A 14,403-nucleotide genomic window follows, 5' to 3' on the forward strand; every position below is an offset into this window, starting at 1 on the left:
TCTTGAGACGCTAAGCCACCCCCCGTGCCATTGCAATCTTTACCCCCCGGCCCCACCTACTCCTCCTGACGATGAACCGCGAAGGACGCCGAATATGACACGCGCCGCATCTTCCCACGGGCTTGGCCCCCTCAAACGCCGGTTTTCGCAGCCCATTCAGGGGCGGCGACGGCGGAAGGTGCTGAAATGCATGACATGTTCGCCATAGATGCCTAAGGTATTATTATTGGGCTGTTCGACCGGCAGACCAAGGTGATGTGAGTGTATTCGGTTTCTGGGTGCATCGGGCGGGACGGGTTCACCTGCCTTCGACAATAAACGCTTTCTAGCCGCCAGACTGATAGCTGCGGCCAAGGATATTTGACTAAGTTAGGATCGGCCCATGCGCCAAACGGTCTCGAACAACGCCCGCAATGGCAAACCAGCGCGGCGGGTGCTTTTCTATAGCCACGACACCTTTGGATTGGGCCACTTACGGCGGTCGCGCGCACTGGCTGCCGCCTTGATGGACGGGGACGAAGATGCCTCGGCCATCATCCTGACCGGATCCCCCGTCGCGGGGCGTTTCACCTTTCCCAAAGGCGTCGACCACATCCGCCTACCCGGCGTGACGAAGCTGGCCGACGGCAGCTATGTGGCGCAAACGCTTGGCCTTGATATCGACGAGGTCACCTCCCTGCGGGCCGGTCTGATCCGCACCGCGATCGAGGAATACACCCCCGATCTGCTGATCGTGGATAAAGAGCCGACGGGCTTTCGCGGGGAACTGCTGCCCAGCCTTGACTGGCTGCGCGAGAATGGCACCACCAAAGTCGTGCTGGGCCTGCGCGACGTGCTGGACGAACCCGAGGTGCTGGCCGCCGAATGGGAACGCAAGGGCGCGGTTGAAGCGACCGAGACATACTATGACGAGATTTGGGTCTACGGCATGCGAGATGTGTATGACCCGACCAAGGGGCTGCCCCTGTCGCAGGCGACCCACGACCGGATGCATTGGACCGGCTACCTGCGCCGCGAGGCCCCGGACGAGGTGCCCCCCGCCGAAGAACCCTATGTGCTGATTACCCCCGGCGGCGGCGGGGACGGTGCCGCGATGGTGTCGCTGGTGCTGGACGCCTACGAGCAAGACCCCGACCTGACGCCAAATGCCAAGCTGATCTACGGCCCCTTCCTGTCCGGCGACGTCCGCGACGCCTTTGACGCGCGGGTGGCCAAGCTGGGCGGGCGGGTGACCGCGCTTGGCTTTGATAGCCGGATCGAACAGCTTTATGTCGGGGCTGAGGGCGTGGTTTGCATGGGCGGCTACAACACCTTCTGCGAGGTGCTGTCTTTTGACAAACGCGCCGTCATCGTGCCGCGCACCGTGCCCCGGTTGGAACAATGGATCCGTGCCAGCCGCGCCGAAGAGCTTGGGCTTGTCCGCATGCTGGAAGAAACCCGTGATGGCATGACGCCGGAGGCGATGATCGCCGCAATCCGCAACCTGCCGCATCAGAACAAACCCTCGCAAGCCGGTGCAGACGGGCTGCTGGACGGGCTTGACGTGGTGGTTAAACGGGGCCGCGCCCTGATGGGCGGTGGCGCATGACCGACACCCCTGCCGCCCTCGCCCCCGCCCCCCTCGCCATTGTGGTCAAAGGCTGGCCGCGCCTGTCCGAGACCTTCATCGCACAAGAACTTGTCGCCCTTGAAGAAGCCGGCCTGCGGTTCGACATCTGGTCGCTGCGCCACCCGACCGATACGAAAACCCACCCGTTGCACGACCGACTGCAAGCGCGCGTGCGCTATTTGCCGGAATACCTGCGCGACGATCCCGAACGTGTGACCGCAGCACAAGAGGCCGCGAAAGCCATGCCCGGTTACGACGCGGCATGGGAGGTTTTCCAACAAGACCTTGCCCGCGATGACACCCCTAACCGCCGTCGCCGCTTTGGTCAGGCCTGCGTCATGGCACATGAGCTCCCCGCCGAGACCCGCGGCATCTATGCGCATTTCCTGCACACCCCGTCCTCGGTCGCGCGCTATGCCGCGATCCTGCGCGGACTGCCGTGGAGCTTTTCTGCCCACGCCAAGGACATCTGGACCTCGCCCGAATGGGAGTTGCGCGAGAAGCTGGACCCCGCCAGCCACGGTGCCGCCTTTGGTGCCACCTGCACGGACTTTAACGCGCAACATCTGCGCAGTCTTAGCACCGCCCCGGACCGGATTGATCTGGTCTATCACGGGCTGGATCTGGCGCGTTTCCCCGAACCGCCAACCCGGGTCCAACGCGCCAAAAGCGATCCGTTCCAGATGATGTCTGTCGGGCGCATGGTCGAGAAGAAGGGCTTTGATAACCTGATCGACGCGCTGGCGCTGCTGCCGAATGAGTTTGACTGGCACTGGACCCATATCGGCGGCGGAGACCTGTCGGAACCGATGAAAGCACGCGCTGAAACGCACGGGATCAACGACCGGATCACATGGCGCGGGGCCTGCGACCAGCCAGAGGTGATCGCCGCCATGCGCGCCGCCGATCTGTTCGTGCTGCCCTCGCGCATTGCCAAGGACGGTGACCGCGACGGGCTGCCCAATGTGCTGATGGAAGCGGCAAGCCAGAAGCTTCCGCTGCTCAGCACGCCCGTATCCGCCATCCCCGAGTTCATCACCAGCGGCACCACCGGCGTGCTAAGCGACGATGCCCCCGCCGCCCTTGCCGAGGCGATGCAGCGTTTTGCGGAGGATCCATCGCTTGGCCCCCGGCTGGCCGAAGCCGCCCACGACCGCCTGCATGCAGAGTTCACCATGGCCCCCGGCATTCGCCAGCTCCACAAGCGGCTGACGGCCATGCTGGCACAGGGCGGCTGATGCGGCTTGCGTTCTACGCTCCGTTAAAGTCGCCTGATCATCCGGTACCCTCGGGGGATCGGGCGATTGCGCGTGGATTGATGGCCGCGCTGCAACGGGGGGGCGCGACGGTTACAGTCGCCAGCACCCTGCGCAGCCGCGACGGGGCGGGCGACAGCGCGGCGCAGGCCATGCTGTTCAATGCTGCCGAGGCCGAAGTGACCCAAGCCACCGCCCGCGGACGTACCGAAGGCTGGCAGGCATGGATCACCTATCATAACTATTACAAGGCCCCCGACCTGATCGGCCCCGCCGTTGCCCGCGCCCTTGGCATCCCCTATCTGCTGGTCGAATCCAGCCGCGCGCGCAAACGGCTGACAGGCCCGTGGGCCGGTTTCGCCCAAGCTGCCGAGGCCGCAAGCGACGCGGCGGATGTGATCTTTTACCTCACGCACCGCGATGCCGAAACGCTGCGCCGCGACCAGACCGCGGGGCAGCGGCTGGTGCATCTGCCGCCGTTTCTCGCACAGGACGCTTTGCCTCTGCCGTCCGCGCTGGATGGCCCGATGCTGGCTGTCGGCATGCTGCGCGACGGGGACAAACGCGCCTCGTATCAGATCATCGCGGAGACGCTGGCGCTGCTGCCGACAGACAGCTGGCGGTTGGATATCGCGGGTGACGGCCCCGCCCGCACCGAGATAGAGACGATGATGGCCCCCTTTGGCGACGCGGTTCGGTTTCTCGGGGAGCTTGATGCGACCGCCATGGCCGCCGCCTATCGCCATGCGTCGCTGCTGTTCTGGCCCGGGGTGAACGAAGCCTTTGGCCTCGCCTATCTGGAGGCGCAGGCCGCGGGCCTGCCCGTCGTGGCCCAAGACCGCCCCGGCGTGCGCGATGTGCTGGCCCCTGCCTCCTATCCCGCGCCGGAAAGCGGCACTGCCCCGCTTGTCGCACAGATCACAGCGCTGCTGTCGGATACAACCCTACGCCACACACGCGCCCAAGCCGCCCGCGATTTTGTCGCGCAACATCATCTGCTTCCCACTGCCACCGCGACCTTGCTGGCGGGGTTGGAAAGCTGCGGGGTGCGCCCGTGATCCGGCTTGCCCTGCTCCGCCACGGGCATACAAGCTGGAACCGTGCGGGCCGCATTCAGGGGCGCACGGATATCCCGCTGGATGATGACGCCCGCGCCGGTCTGGCGGCGCTGACATTGCCGGCACCTTGGGACCGTGCCGATCTTGTGTCGAGCCCCCTGTCTCGCGCCGCTGAAACCGCCCGACTGGTCGCAGACCGCGAGCCGAAAACCGCGCCCGCGCTGATGGAGATGGACTGGGGCAAGTGGGAAGGGCTGCACGGCGTGGATCTTAAGGCAGACCCCGACAGCGGGTTCCGCGATATCGAGGATTGGGGCTGGGGCTACACGCCACCCGGCGGCGAAAGCCCCGACAGCCTGCGCGAACGGCTGATCCCTTGGGCCAACAGCTTGACGCGCGACACTGTCGCCGTCTGCCATATCGGCGTGATGCGTGTTTTGCTGGCCCATGCGACCGGCTGGGGTTTCGCTGGCCCCGCCCCCTTTCAGATCAAGCGCAACCGCTTATATCTGCTGGATATTTCACCCACGGGCTGGGCCGCCCACCCTGATCCCATCCGACTGGAGCCGCGCTTATGAAGGTCAGCATCGTCGTCACACATCTGCTGGGCACCGGCCATCTGGCCCGCGCCTTGACCCTTGGCCGCGCCTATGGGGCGGCGGGGCATGATGTGCAGGTCGTCTCGGGCGGGATGCCCGCACCGCAGTTGAACAGCGACGGCGTTGACGTGGTGCAGCTGCCGCCGCTGCGCTCTGACGGTGTGGATTTCGCACGGCTGCTGGATGAACACGGCACGCTTGCCTCTGAAGCGTTGAAGGCCGCGCGGCGCGAGATGCTGATCGCCCACATCCAGACCCGCGCCCCCGATCTGCTGATCACCGAACTGTTCCCCTTTGGGCGCCGCACCCTCAAGGCAGAGTTCATGGCCCTGCTTGACGCCGCAGATGCCCTGCCCACGCGCCCACTGATCTGCGCATCGGTGCGCGATATCCTCGCGCCGCCATCCAAACCCGCCAAGGCGCAGCTGGCCGATGATCTGGTTGCGCAGTATTACGATGCGGTGCTGGTCCATGCGGACGAGGCCGTGACGCCGCTCTCGCTCAGCTGGCCGGTGTCCGGCGCGATGCAGGGCAAGCTGCGCTATACCGGTTTCGTTGCACCGCCCCCCGCCAGCCCCCATCCCGACCGGCTTGGCGCGGGCGAGATTATCGTCAGCACAGGGGGCGGCGATGTGGGCGCGCATGTGTTCGACACCTGCCGCGCCGCGGCCGCGCGTGATGCGGGGCGGGTCTGGCGCTTGCTGCTAGGGGGGCAGGATGCGGCCGCACGCAGCGCCGCGCTGATGCAGAATGCCCCCGCGAATGTGGTGATCGAACCGGCGCGCCCCGAATTCCGCCAGATGCTGTATCACGCCGCCGCCTCTGTCTCTTTGTGCGGCTACAATACCGCGCTGGATGTGCTGCAAAGCGGGGTGCGCGCGCTGTTTGTCCCCTTTGACGCCGGCAACGAGGTGGAACAAGGGCTGCGCGCCGATGCGCTGTCCGCGCTACCGGGGATCGAGGTGCTGCGCAGCGCCGATCTGACACCGGACAGGTTGCTATCCGCCTTGGCAACTCTGCACGCCGCCCCGACCCGGCCTGCGCAGACAGACGGGTTTGACGGGGCCGCGAGGACGGTCACCCTGACCGAGGCGATGCGAAAGGGCACGCGATGACCGTGGATTGGGCCAATCTTGACGCCGAGCTTGCAATATGGCGCACAGAGGGATTGCACCTGTCGATCTGGTGGCGCGATGATGATGCCATCGCCCCAACCCCCGCGCTGGATCGCCTTGCCGCACTGGCCGAGGATCTGTCCCTGCCCGTGCATATCGCCGTGATCCCTAAACATGCAGACCCCGCGCTTGCCGCCTATAGCAAGGACCGTCCGCTGATCCGTCCGCTGGTGCATGGCTGGCAGCATATTAGCCACGCGCCCGACGGGGCGAAAAAGGCAGAGTTCGGACACCCGCGCCCCGATGCGGCCCACGAGCTCGCCCAAGCGCTGAACCGGATGCAACAGCTTTTCGGCGACGACCTGCTGCCGATCTTTGTGCCGCCGTGGAACCGGTTGGACGATGGGTTGCTGCCGGTGCTGGCAGACGCAGGCTATGTCGGGGTGTCGACCTATCTGCCGCGGGATAACCGGATTGCCGCCCCGGGGCTGGTGCAGATCAACACCCATATCGATCCGATTTTCTGGCGCGGCACCCGCAGCCTTGTGCCGCCGGACACGCTGATTACGGATATCACCAAACTGCTGCAGGACCGCCGCAAAGGGCTGACGGACCCGCAGGAACCCTTGGGATTTCTGACCCACCACCTGGTACATGACGAAGATATCTGGGGGTTCACCCACGCTTGTCTGGCGCGGCTGCTGGACGGTGTTGCGGTGCCGGCACAGATGACAGAGCTGCCCTGACCTTTGGTGTCGTTCCAACGAAAAAGGGGCGCATGAAGCGCCCCTTTCAACAATCGTCTTAGCTGTCCATCTTCAAGGCAGAGATAAATGCCTCTTGCGGGATGTCGACCTTGCCGAACTGGCGCATTTTCTTCTTACCCGCCTTCTGTTTATCCAACAGCTTGCGTTTCCGCGAGGCGTCGCCGCCGTAGCATTTCGCGGTCACATCCTTGCGCATCGCCGATAGGGTTTCGCGCGCGATCACCTTGCCGCCGATGGCCGCCTGAATCGGGATCTTGAACATGTGCCGCGGGATCAGATCCTTGAGCTTTTCAACCATGGCACGGCCGCGCATTTCGGCGCGGTCGCGGTGCACCATAGTGCTGAGCGCATCCACAGGTTCGTCGTTGACCAGAATAGACATCTTGACCAGCGCATCCTGACGGTAGCCGATCATCTGATAGTCGAACGAGGCATAGCCCTTGGTCACCGACTTCAACCGGTCATAGAAGTCGAAAACCACTTCGTTCAACGGCAGATCATAAACAACCATCGCGCGGCTGCCCGCATAGGTCAGGTCCATCTGGATGCCGCGACGGTCCTGACACAGCTTGAGCACGTCACCAAGATATTCATCCGGCACAAGGATGGTCGCCTTGATGCGTGGTTCTTCGATGTGGTCCACGAAGGTCAGGTCGGGCATGTCGGCGGGATTGTGCAACTGCTCGACCGTGCCGTCTTTCATGTGGATGTCATAGATAACCGACGGCGCGGTGGTGATCAGGTCGATGTCATACTCGCGCTCGATCCGGTCACGAATGACTTCAAGGTGCAGCAGGCCAAGGAAGCCGCAGCGGAAACCGAAACCCAGGGCGGCGGATGTTTCCATCTCGAAGCTGAAAGACGCGTCGTTCAGCGCCAGCTTTTCGATACTGTCGCGCAGGTCTTCGAACTCGGCTGCGTCCACTGGGAACAGACCACAGAACACCACGGGCTGCGCTGGCTTAAAGCCCGGCAGCGGGGTTTCGGTGCCCTTTTTCTCGTGCGTGATTGTATCCCCGACCCGTGTGTCGCGGACCTGTTTGATCGATGCGGTCAGAAACCCGATCTCGCCGGGGTTGAGGCTGTCGATCTCGGTCATGGCGGGACGGAAAACGCCGATACGGTCGACGTGGTGCACCGACCCGTTCTGCATCATGCGGATACGGTCGCCTTTTTTCAGCTGACCATCCATGATCCGCACCAGAACGATGACGCCCAGATAGCTGTCGTACCATGAATCGACCAGCATCGCCTTCAACGGCGCGTCCTGCGTGCCCTTTGGTGCGGGCAGCTTATGCACGATGGCTTCAAGCGTTTCGACAATGCCCTGACCTGTCTTGGCCGAAACACGGATCGCTTCGGAAGCATCGATCCCGATCACATCCTCGATCTGTTCCGCCACGCGGTCGCAGTCGGACGCAGGCAGGTCGATCTTGTTGAGAACCGGCACGATCTCGTGATCCGCATCAATCGCGTGATACACGTTGGCGAGCGTCTGCGCCTCTACGCCTTGGGTGCTGTCCACGACCAGCAGCGATCCTTCGACCGCGCGCATGGAGCGAGAGACCTCGTAGGCAAAGTCGACGTGACCGGGGGTGTCGATCAGATTGAGGATATATTCCTCGCCGTTCTGGGCGGTATAGTTGATCCGCACCGTCTGGGCCTTGATCGTGATCCCGCGCTCGCGCTCGATATCCATCGAGTCGAGCATCTGCGCTTTCATATCGCGCAGGGAAACGGTGTTCGTCTCTTGGATCAGGCGATCGGCGAGCGTGGATTTACCATGATCGATGTGCGCGACGATGGAGAAATTGCGGATATGTGAAAGTGGTGTCATGAGGCAAGGATATGGTGCGGATTCAAGCGCTGGTCAATGGGCTGGATCGCCTGTTCCCCTTGATCCTTAGGGCATTTGACGCGCGTCGGCGGATTTACCTGCATTCTGATCGCAAACGTCAAAGGGGGGATGCGATTTTTTCGCGGTCACCTGCCATGCAGAAACCGCATACCGCCGCCAACGCCAATATATCAAGGCGCTTGGCAGTACTGCGCGGTACCGCCCCCTTTAGCAATGTTGCAACACCGGCATTTCGTATGGCTGCCTTATGGTTTTATCCCGCGGGCGGCGGCGTTAGATCGGCCTTCTCAAATGGTCTGCACCCTTGCAGATCGGGCGAATAAGGAATTTTGAGATGAAGATGAAACACTCGCTTGGCACAGTGACCGTTGCAGCCCTTGGTCTGGCGTCGCTTCCCGCGCTGGCACAGGCCCAAGAAGGCCCCGTCTGGGACGTTTACGGCCAACTGAACTTTGGCGTTCTGAGCGTTGACGATGGTGAAGACACAAACACCACGTTTATCGACAACGACAACTCCAACAGCCGTGTTGGTCTGACCATGACCCAAGCGCTGCAAAACGGGTCCGAACTGCGTCTGACCTTCGAAGCTGGCCTTGGCCTGACCGGGTCCTCTGCCATCAATGGCGACGACGACAGCCTGGATTTCGACTACCACCGCACCGAACTGCGCAAACTGGACCTGACATACCGCACGCCAAACGCGGGTATCTTCTCGTTTGGTCAAGGCAGCACGTCGACAGATGGCTCGGCCGAAGCTGACTTCTCGGGCACCGGTGTTGCCGCCTATGTGGGCATCAGCGACATCGCGGGCAGCCAGCAACTGCGTTTCGCAGACGGCACGCTGTCGAGCGTTACAATCGGGGGCACCAACAGCTCTTTCGACGGCAGCCGCCGCTTCCGCGTGCGCTATGACACACCTGTGTTCAACGGCTTCTCCGCATCGGTTTCCTATGGTCAGGAAGTCCTGAGCTCGGGCGATGACAACGACTACACCGATGTCGGCACACGCTACGTTCAAGACTACGGCGACTATTCGGTCGACGCGCGCTTGGGCTATTCGTTCCGCGACACCAGCAACGATCTGGTCATGGGCTCCGCCGCTGTTCTGCACCAACCAACCGGTCTGAACCTCGCGGTTTCCGCAGGTCGCCGCGTTGCGGGTGACGCAGACTACGCCTACATCAAAGCGGGCATCACCCGTGATTACATCGCAGCCGGTTCGACATCCTTCTCCGTTGATTACTACGACGGGAACGACTTTGTTGTCGCAGGGTCCAGCACCTCTTCCGTGGGTGTCGCCGTTGTTCAGCGCCTCGACGCATACAACACCGAGCTTTACGCAACACACCGCACCTATGACTTCGACGATCCGTCGGCATCCTATCAGGATCTGGACGTGACCTTCGTTGGTGCGCGCTGGAAGTTCTAAGCAACACACGCCTTTGCCCGATCTGTTCGGGCAAAGGCATTTCCGTTTTGCGCCCTCAATCGTGAATTGCTCAATCTGCAGTTTTCCGGCATAAATGCCAGCAGCAGTTAGGGCAGCCTCGGGATCAACCCGGCGTCCGAGAGATGAGGCAAAACGATGGTACGACTTTTCACGATGATCTGTGTTGTTGGCACGCTGGCCGCTTGCGGCGGACCGCGCGGCTATAACCCCAGCGGCGGCTTTGGCCGGGGCGCTGTCTTGTTCGCCACCGGGCCGATCCACAACGCCTGCATGAAATCGGGGCGCAAACAGGCGAGCGCGGCGCGCTGCGGCTGTATCCAGGCCGTTGCCGACAAAGAGCTTTCTTCGTCAGAACAGCGCCGTGGCGTACGCGTTTTCTCGGACCCTCACAGCCTGCAAGAGGCGCGCCAGTCCGACCGCAAAAGCGACAATGATTTCTGGGCTGTATGGAAAGCCTATGGCCAGACAGCATCGACCCTGTGCAGCGCCACCTAAGACCGTGACACCGGCGGCAGGGGCACGCCCCTGCCCTAGATCTGTGGCCGCGAAGGCGGGCCGAAACGGTCAATCAGACGGTCTTTGATCTGATCACGGGCGGCGCGGTATTGCGCGATCTTGGCATCGCGCGTTTCCCCCAGCCCTGTCGGGTCGAGGATCGGCCAATATTCCACAGTCAGATGATAGAACCGCGTCAGTTCCAGCGCGCGGCGTTGGCTGGCGGGGCTCAGCGCGATGATCAGATCGAAAGAGCTTAGATCATCGCCCCAATTCTCCATCTCGTCGAAACTGCGGGACCGGTGGCGGGATAGTTCCACGTCCAGCTCTTGGCACACCGCGATAGAGAAACCGTCGATTTCCAGATCGTTCATCACGCCGACGGATTGCACATAGGTGCCCGTGCCGTAGAACTTTTTCATCAACCCTTCGGCCATAGGCGACCGCACCGCGTTGTGATCGCAGCAAAACAGCACCGATTGGGGCAGTTTCTGGGTCATCTAGCCGCCGTAGTGCAGAACGCAGATGAGGGTGAACAGGCGGCGGGCCGTATCTGTATCGATCTCGGCCTTGCCTTCAAGCCGCTCTTGCAACACCCGAGACCCTTCGTTGTGAATCCCGCGCCGTGCCATATCGATGGTCTCTATCTGCGAGGGGGCGGATTTCTTGACCGCCTCGAAATAGGATTCGCAAATCTGGAAATAGTCTTTGACAACCTGCCGGAACGGCCCCAGCGACAGATGGAATTCCGCCGCCTTTTCAGCGCTTTCGGTGTTCACATCAAACACCAGCCGTTTGTCACGGATCGACAGGCCCAGATGGTACGGCCCTTGTGGCACCGGGCGATCATCGCGCGACGGCAGGGTAAAGACGTTGTCCTCCAGCAGATCAAACATGGCGACCTTGCGCTCTTGCTCTATCTCGGGCGTGGGCGGGGGCAGGTTCGCGTCGTCAAGCGCGATATGCGTGATCCGGGACATGGGGACGTCTCATTTAGTGTCTATCCCGCCGACCTTAGACCGGGCGGCGGGGTTCTACAATTGACATCGGCGGGCCGGGCAAAGGGCCGTTGCGTCAGTCGTTCAGTTTGCGCAGCCGTGCGGTGACCGACAGACCGTGCGCCTCAAGGCTTTCGGATCGCGCCAGACGTTCCGCCGACGGGCCGATCGCGCGCAGCGCGTTCGGCGTCATCCGTGCCAGTGTCGTGCGCTTCATAAAGTCCAGCACCGACAGCCCGCTAGAAAACCGCGCAGAGCGCGCCGTGGGCAGCACGTGGTTCGGCCCGCCCACGTAATCGCCAATCGCTTCGGGCGTCCATTGACCAAGGAAGATCGCGCCCGCGTGGGTGATCTGCGCGCTTAGCGCATCCACATCCGCGACGCAAAGTTCAAGGTGCTCAGGCGCGATACGGTTGCTCAACTTGGCGGCTGTCGCCAGATCCGGCACGGTAATGATCGCCCCGTTCTCGCGCCAGCTGGTGCCCGCAATCGCGCGCCGTTCCAGCGTTTCCAACCGCGCATCCACAGCATCCGACACCGCGCGGCCAAACGCCTTGTCCGTGGTGATCAGGATCGATTGAGCGCTTTCGTCGTGTTCGGCCTGGCTGAGCAGATCAAGCGCGATCCAGTCAGCATCGTTGTCCCCATCCGCGATCACGAGAATTTCGGACGGGCCCGCGATCATGTCGATGCCCACCTTGCCAAACACCCGCCGTTTCGCGGCAGCGACATAGGCATTGCCGGGGCCGGTGATCTTGTCGACGGGGGGGATCGTGTTGGTGCCATAGGCCAGCGCCGCCACTGCCTGCGCCCCACCGATGCGGTAAATCTCATCAACCCCCGCCAGCCGCGCAGCCAGCAACACCAGCGGGTTCAGCACCCCGTCCGGCGTGGGCACGACCATCGCAAGCCGCTCAACCCCCGCGACCTTGGCCGGGATCGCGTTCATCAAGACAGAGGAAGGGTAGCTTGCCAGACCACCGGGCACATAAAGCCCTGCGGCGGATACCGCGCTCCACCGCCAGCCGAGCGTGGCACCGGCGTCGTCCTGCCACTGCGCATCCTCGGGCAGCTGCCGTTCGTGATAGGCACGGATACGCGCCGCAGCCAGCTCAAGCGCTGAGCGATCCGCGTCCGAGACTTGGGCAACCGCGGTGTCGACTTCAGCCGCGGTGATGCGCAGGGTGTCGGGGGTCAGCGCGATGCGGTCGAACTTCTGGGTCAGCTCGATCACAGCGGCATCGCCTTTGGACCGCACCTGCGCGATGATCTCGGCCACTGTGTCGTCCACGTCGGGGCTGTCTTCACGTTTGGCAGAAAGCAGCGCGGTGAACGCCTGTTCGAAATCGGGCTGATCGAAGTCTAGGAATTGGGGCATCGGATGTCCTTTGCAACGTGCAATGGGCTTTGAAGGGATGCCACGCGGGCGACCCGCACGGCACAGAATGTGGAAGAACGCTTAGGCCGGATGTTCCGGCAGCTTGCGCGATGGGGCCACATAGGGGCGCGTCACATCCTTCAAGGTCACATCCAGCGCTTCGACCGTCAGCCGGATCACACCGTCCCCCGCGAGGGTCAGCAGCACGTCGCCCGAGGGCGCATCGGTTTCGGTAAATTCGATCTGCAACAGCGACAGGATGGTATCCGCATCCCCCTTGTTCACGCCCTGGCTGGACACGCGCTGCACGTTGCTGAACATCAAGATTGTTTGCACGCGTTCCGGGGCGTGGCGCGATTTGCCCGCGTCTTCCCACCGCACGCGGTTCAGCAGCAGGGCAAAGCGCCCTTCTTTTTGCAGCCAGCGCATTTCCGACCCCGGAAACACAGCATCCTGCGCCAGCGAGGAGATCACCTTGAGGTCATCGGCATCCAGCGCGCCGAGGTTCAGCGGGGCTTCGCGCCCGTCTTCGAAACGTGCATCTTCGGTCATTGGTCTTTGATCCGTTCAATATTTGCGCCCACGCCGCGCAGTTTAGCCACCACATGTTCGTACCCGCGATCCAGATGGTAGACACGGCTGACGCGCGTTTCGCCTTCGGCGGCCATACCGGCAAGGATCAGAGAAATCGACGCGCGCAGATCGGTCGCCATCACCGGCGCACCTTTCAGCTTTTTGACGCCGTGAACCGTCGCGGTGCCGCCGTGGACCTCGATATCGGCCCCCATGCGGATCAGCTCGGGCGCGTGCATAAAGCGGTTCTCGAAGATTTTCTCTTCCAGCACCGAGGTACCGTCCGCCGTACACAGCAGCGCCATCATCTGGGCTTGCAGGTCGGTGGGGAAACCGGGGAAAGGTTCAGTCGTGACATTCACCGCGTTGATCACGCCATTGCGCCGCGCGACTTTCAGACCTTTATCCGTCTCGGTCACGTCGATCCCTGCTGCGTCAAGCTTCTCGCAGAAAGCCGACAGCAGGTCGATGCGCCCGCCCAGCAATTCAACCTCGCCACCACACATCGCCGGGGCGAGCATATAGGTGCCCAGTTCGATCCGGTCGGTCACAACACGGTGGGTCGCCCCATGCAGGCGGTCCACGCCCTGAATCTCGATCCGGCTGGTGCCGTCGCCTTCAATCTGCGCGCCCATAGCACGCAAACAATCCGCGAGATCCACGATCTCGGGCTCGCGTGCGGCGTTGTTGATCACCGTCGTGCCCTTGGCCAAGGTCGCAGCCATCATGATGTTCTCGGTCGCGCCGACGGAGGCAAAGGGGAAATCGATGACCGCACCTTTCAATGCCCCGCCTTGCGCCTTGGCGTGCAGATAACCGTCACGCAAGTCGATCTCTGCGCCCATCAGGGCCAGACCGTCGGTGTGAATATCCATCGGACGCGCACCAATCGCGCAGCCGCCCGGCAATGATACCTGCGCGTGCCCTTCGCGGGCCAGCAGCGGCCCCAGCACAAGGTTCGACGCGCGCATCTTGCGCACGATGTCATATTCGGCGCGCGTGTTGATCTCGCCATGACACGACATCGCCAGAACCTGACCGTCCTGCATCGATGTCACCTCCGCCCCCAGGGACCGCAGCAATTCGGTCATGGTGCGGATGTCGGACAGGCGCGGCGCGTTGGTCAGCGTCAGCGGCTCTTCGGACAGCAGGGTCGCGGGCATAAGCGTCAGACAGGCGTTCTTGGCCCCCGCAATCGGAATTTGTCCCGACAGCGCACCGCCGCCTTTGACCACAATCGAATCCAT

At 62.7% G+C, this 14,403-nt stretch carries 14 protein-coding genes; 8 read left to right on the forward strand and 6 right to left on the reverse strand.

The window, feature by feature from the left end; translation table 11 throughout:
• Positions 1 to 382: 382 nt before the first annotated feature.
• The 6 genes from ACNQ62_RS08740 to ACNQ62_RS08765 are packed head-to-tail and all read left to right on the forward strand — an operon-like array spanning position 383 to position 6,383.
• Complete coding sequence (locus tag ACNQ62_RS08740) at positions 383 to 1,588, forward strand: glycosyltransferase family protein (protein WP_418094672.1); 1,206 nt, start codon at positions 383 to 385, stop codon at positions 1,586 to 1,588.
• Positions 1,585 to 2,847 carry a glycosyltransferase family 4 protein gene (locus ACNQ62_RS08745; RefSeq protein WP_418094673.1) on the forward strand — a complete coding sequence of 421 codons (1,263 nt, stop codon included), beginning with the start codon at positions 1,585 to 1,587 and terminating at the stop codon, positions 2,845 to 2,847. Before ACNQ62_RS08740 ends, ACNQ62_RS08745 begins: the two co-directional genes overlap by 4 nt.
• Positions 2,847 to 3,923, forward strand: coding sequence for a glycosyltransferase family 4 protein (locus ACNQ62_RS08750; protein WP_418094674.1), 1,077 nt, complete (start codon positions 2,847 to 2,849; stop codon positions 3,921 to 3,923). The genes ACNQ62_RS08745 and ACNQ62_RS08750 overlap by 1 nt, the downstream gene beginning before the upstream one ends.
• Positions 3,920 to 4,501, forward strand: a complete 582-nt coding sequence (locus ACNQ62_RS08755; protein WP_418094675.1) for a histidine phosphatase family protein — start codon at positions 3,920 to 3,922, stop codon at positions 4,499 to 4,501. Before ACNQ62_RS08750 ends, ACNQ62_RS08755 begins: the two co-directional genes overlap by 4 nt.
• Complete coding sequence (locus tag ACNQ62_RS08760; protein ID WP_418094676.1) at positions 4,498 to 5,637, forward strand: glycosyltransferase family protein; 1,140 nt, start codon at positions 4,498 to 4,500, stop codon at positions 5,635 to 5,637. Before ACNQ62_RS08755 ends, ACNQ62_RS08760 begins: the two co-directional genes overlap by 4 nt.
• On the forward strand, positions 5,634 to 6,383 hold the full coding sequence (locus ACNQ62_RS08765; protein ID WP_418094677.1) for a polysaccharide deacetylase family protein: 750 nt from the start codon (positions 5,634 to 5,636) through the stop codon (positions 6,381 to 6,383). Before ACNQ62_RS08760 ends, ACNQ62_RS08765 begins: the two co-directional genes overlap by 4 nt.
• 58 nt (positions 6,384 to 6,441) lie before the next feature.
• Here ACNQ62_RS08765 and lepA read toward each other — a convergent pair whose 3' ends face one another.
• Positions 6,442 to 8,241 (reverse strand): translation elongation factor 4, encoded by a 1,800-nt coding sequence (gene lepA / locus ACNQ62_RS08770; protein ID WP_005851903.1) that lies wholly within the window; start codon positions 8,239 to 8,241, stop codon positions 6,442 to 6,444.
• 355 nt (positions 8,242 to 8,596) lie between these two features.
• Between lepA and ACNQ62_RS08775 the strand changes: the two genes are divergently transcribed.
• Together ACNQ62_RS08775 and ACNQ62_RS08780 are read left to right on the forward strand one after the other, a co-directional pair.
• A complete protein-coding gene (locus ACNQ62_RS08775) occupies positions 8,597 to 9,691 on the forward strand; it encodes a porin (RefSeq protein WP_037943540.1) in 1,095 nt (364 codons plus the stop codon).
• Positions 9,692 to 9,847: 156 nt separating this feature from the next.
• Entirely contained in the window at positions 9,848 to 10,207 is a 360-nt protein-coding gene (locus ACNQ62_RS08780) for a hypothetical protein (protein ID WP_107277672.1), read from the forward strand.
• 35 nt (positions 10,208 to 10,242) lie between these two features.
• Here ACNQ62_RS08780 and ACNQ62_RS08785 read toward each other — a convergent pair whose 3' ends face one another.
• The 5 genes from ACNQ62_RS08785 to murA form a co-directional block, all read right to left on the reverse strand.
• A complete protein-coding gene (locus ACNQ62_RS08785; RefSeq protein WP_005851897.1) occupies positions 10,243 to 10,707 on the reverse strand; it encodes a low molecular weight phosphatase family protein in 465 nt (154 codons plus the stop codon).
• Positions 10,708 to 11,187 carry a UPF0262 family protein gene (locus ACNQ62_RS08790; protein WP_009826222.1) on the reverse strand — a complete coding sequence of 160 codons (480 nt, stop codon included), beginning with the start codon at positions 11,185 to 11,187 and terminating at the stop codon, positions 10,708 to 10,710.
• A gap of 94 nt (positions 11,188 to 11,281) precedes the next feature.
• Positions 11,282 to 12,583 (reverse strand): histidinol dehydrogenase, encoded by a 1,302-nt coding sequence (gene hisD / locus ACNQ62_RS08795; RefSeq protein WP_418094678.1) that lies wholly within the window; start codon positions 12,581 to 12,583, stop codon positions 11,282 to 11,284.
• 81 nt (positions 12,584 to 12,664) lie between these two features.
• Positions 12,665 to 13,135, reverse strand: coding sequence for a DUF2948 family protein (locus ACNQ62_RS08800; protein ID WP_005851890.1), 471 nt, complete (start codon positions 13,133 to 13,135; stop codon positions 12,665 to 12,667).
• A complete protein-coding gene (gene murA / locus ACNQ62_RS08805; RefSeq protein WP_037943535.1) occupies positions 13,132 to 14,403 on the reverse strand; it encodes a UDP-N-acetylglucosamine 1-carboxyvinyltransferase in 1,272 nt (423 codons plus the stop codon). Before murA ends, ACNQ62_RS08800 begins: the two co-directional genes overlap by 4 nt.

This window comes from Sulfitobacter sp. SBS6 (assembly GCF_048285585.1).
Lineage (GTDB): Bacteria > Pseudomonadota > Alphaproteobacteria > Rhodobacterales > Rhodobacteraceae > Sulfitobacter > Sulfitobacter pontiacus.

Excerpts from the sequence above, each read along its gene's own strand:
- ACNQ62_RS08750 (WP_418094674.1), top strand. The coding sequence starts at position 2,847 with ATGCGGCTTGCGTTCTACGCTCCGTTAAAGTCGCCTGATCATCCGGTA.
- murA (WP_037943535.1), bottom strand. The coding sequence starts at position 14,403 with ATGGATTCGATTGTGGTCAAAGGCGGCGGTGCGCTGTCGGGACAAATT.
- lepA (WP_005851903.1), bottom strand. The coding sequence starts at position 8,241 with ATGACACCACTTTCACATATCCGCAATTTCTCCATCGTCGCGCACATC.
- ACNQ62_RS08800 (WP_005851890.1), bottom strand. The coding sequence starts at position 13,135 with ATGACCGAAGATGCACGTTTCGAAGACGGGCGCGAAGCCCCGCTGAAC.
- ACNQ62_RS08740 (WP_418094672.1), top strand. The coding sequence starts at position 383 with ATGCGCCAAACGGTCTCGAACAACGCCCGCAATGGCAAACCAGCGCGG.
- ACNQ62_RS08780 (WP_107277672.1), top strand. The coding sequence starts at position 9,848 with ATGGTACGACTTTTCACGATGATCTGTGTTGTTGGCACGCTGGCCGCT.
- ACNQ62_RS08765 (WP_418094677.1), top strand. The coding sequence starts at position 5,634 with ATGACCGTGGATTGGGCCAATCTTGACGCCGAGCTTGCAATATGGCGC.
- ACNQ62_RS08775 (WP_037943540.1), top strand. The coding sequence starts at position 8,597 with ATGAAGATGAAACACTCGCTTGGCACAGTGACCGTTGCAGCCCTTGGT.
- hisD (WP_418094678.1), bottom strand. The coding sequence starts at position 12,583 with ATGCCCCAATTCCTAGACTTCGATCAGCCCGATTTCGAACAGGCGTTC.
- ACNQ62_RS08745 (WP_418094673.1), top strand. The coding sequence starts at position 1,585 with ATGACCGACACCCCTGCCGCCCTCGCCCCCGCCCCCCTCGCCATTGTG.
- ACNQ62_RS08785 (WP_005851897.1), bottom strand. The coding sequence starts at position 10,707 with ATGACCCAGAAACTGCCCCAATCGGTGCTGTTTTGCTGCGATCACAAC.
- ACNQ62_RS08790 (WP_009826222.1), bottom strand. The coding sequence starts at position 11,187 with ATGTCCCGGATCACGCATATCGCGCTTGACGACGCGAACCTGCCCCCG.
- ACNQ62_RS08760 (WP_418094676.1), top strand. The coding sequence starts at position 4,498 with ATGAAGGTCAGCATCGTCGTCACACATCTGCTGGGCACCGGCCATCTG.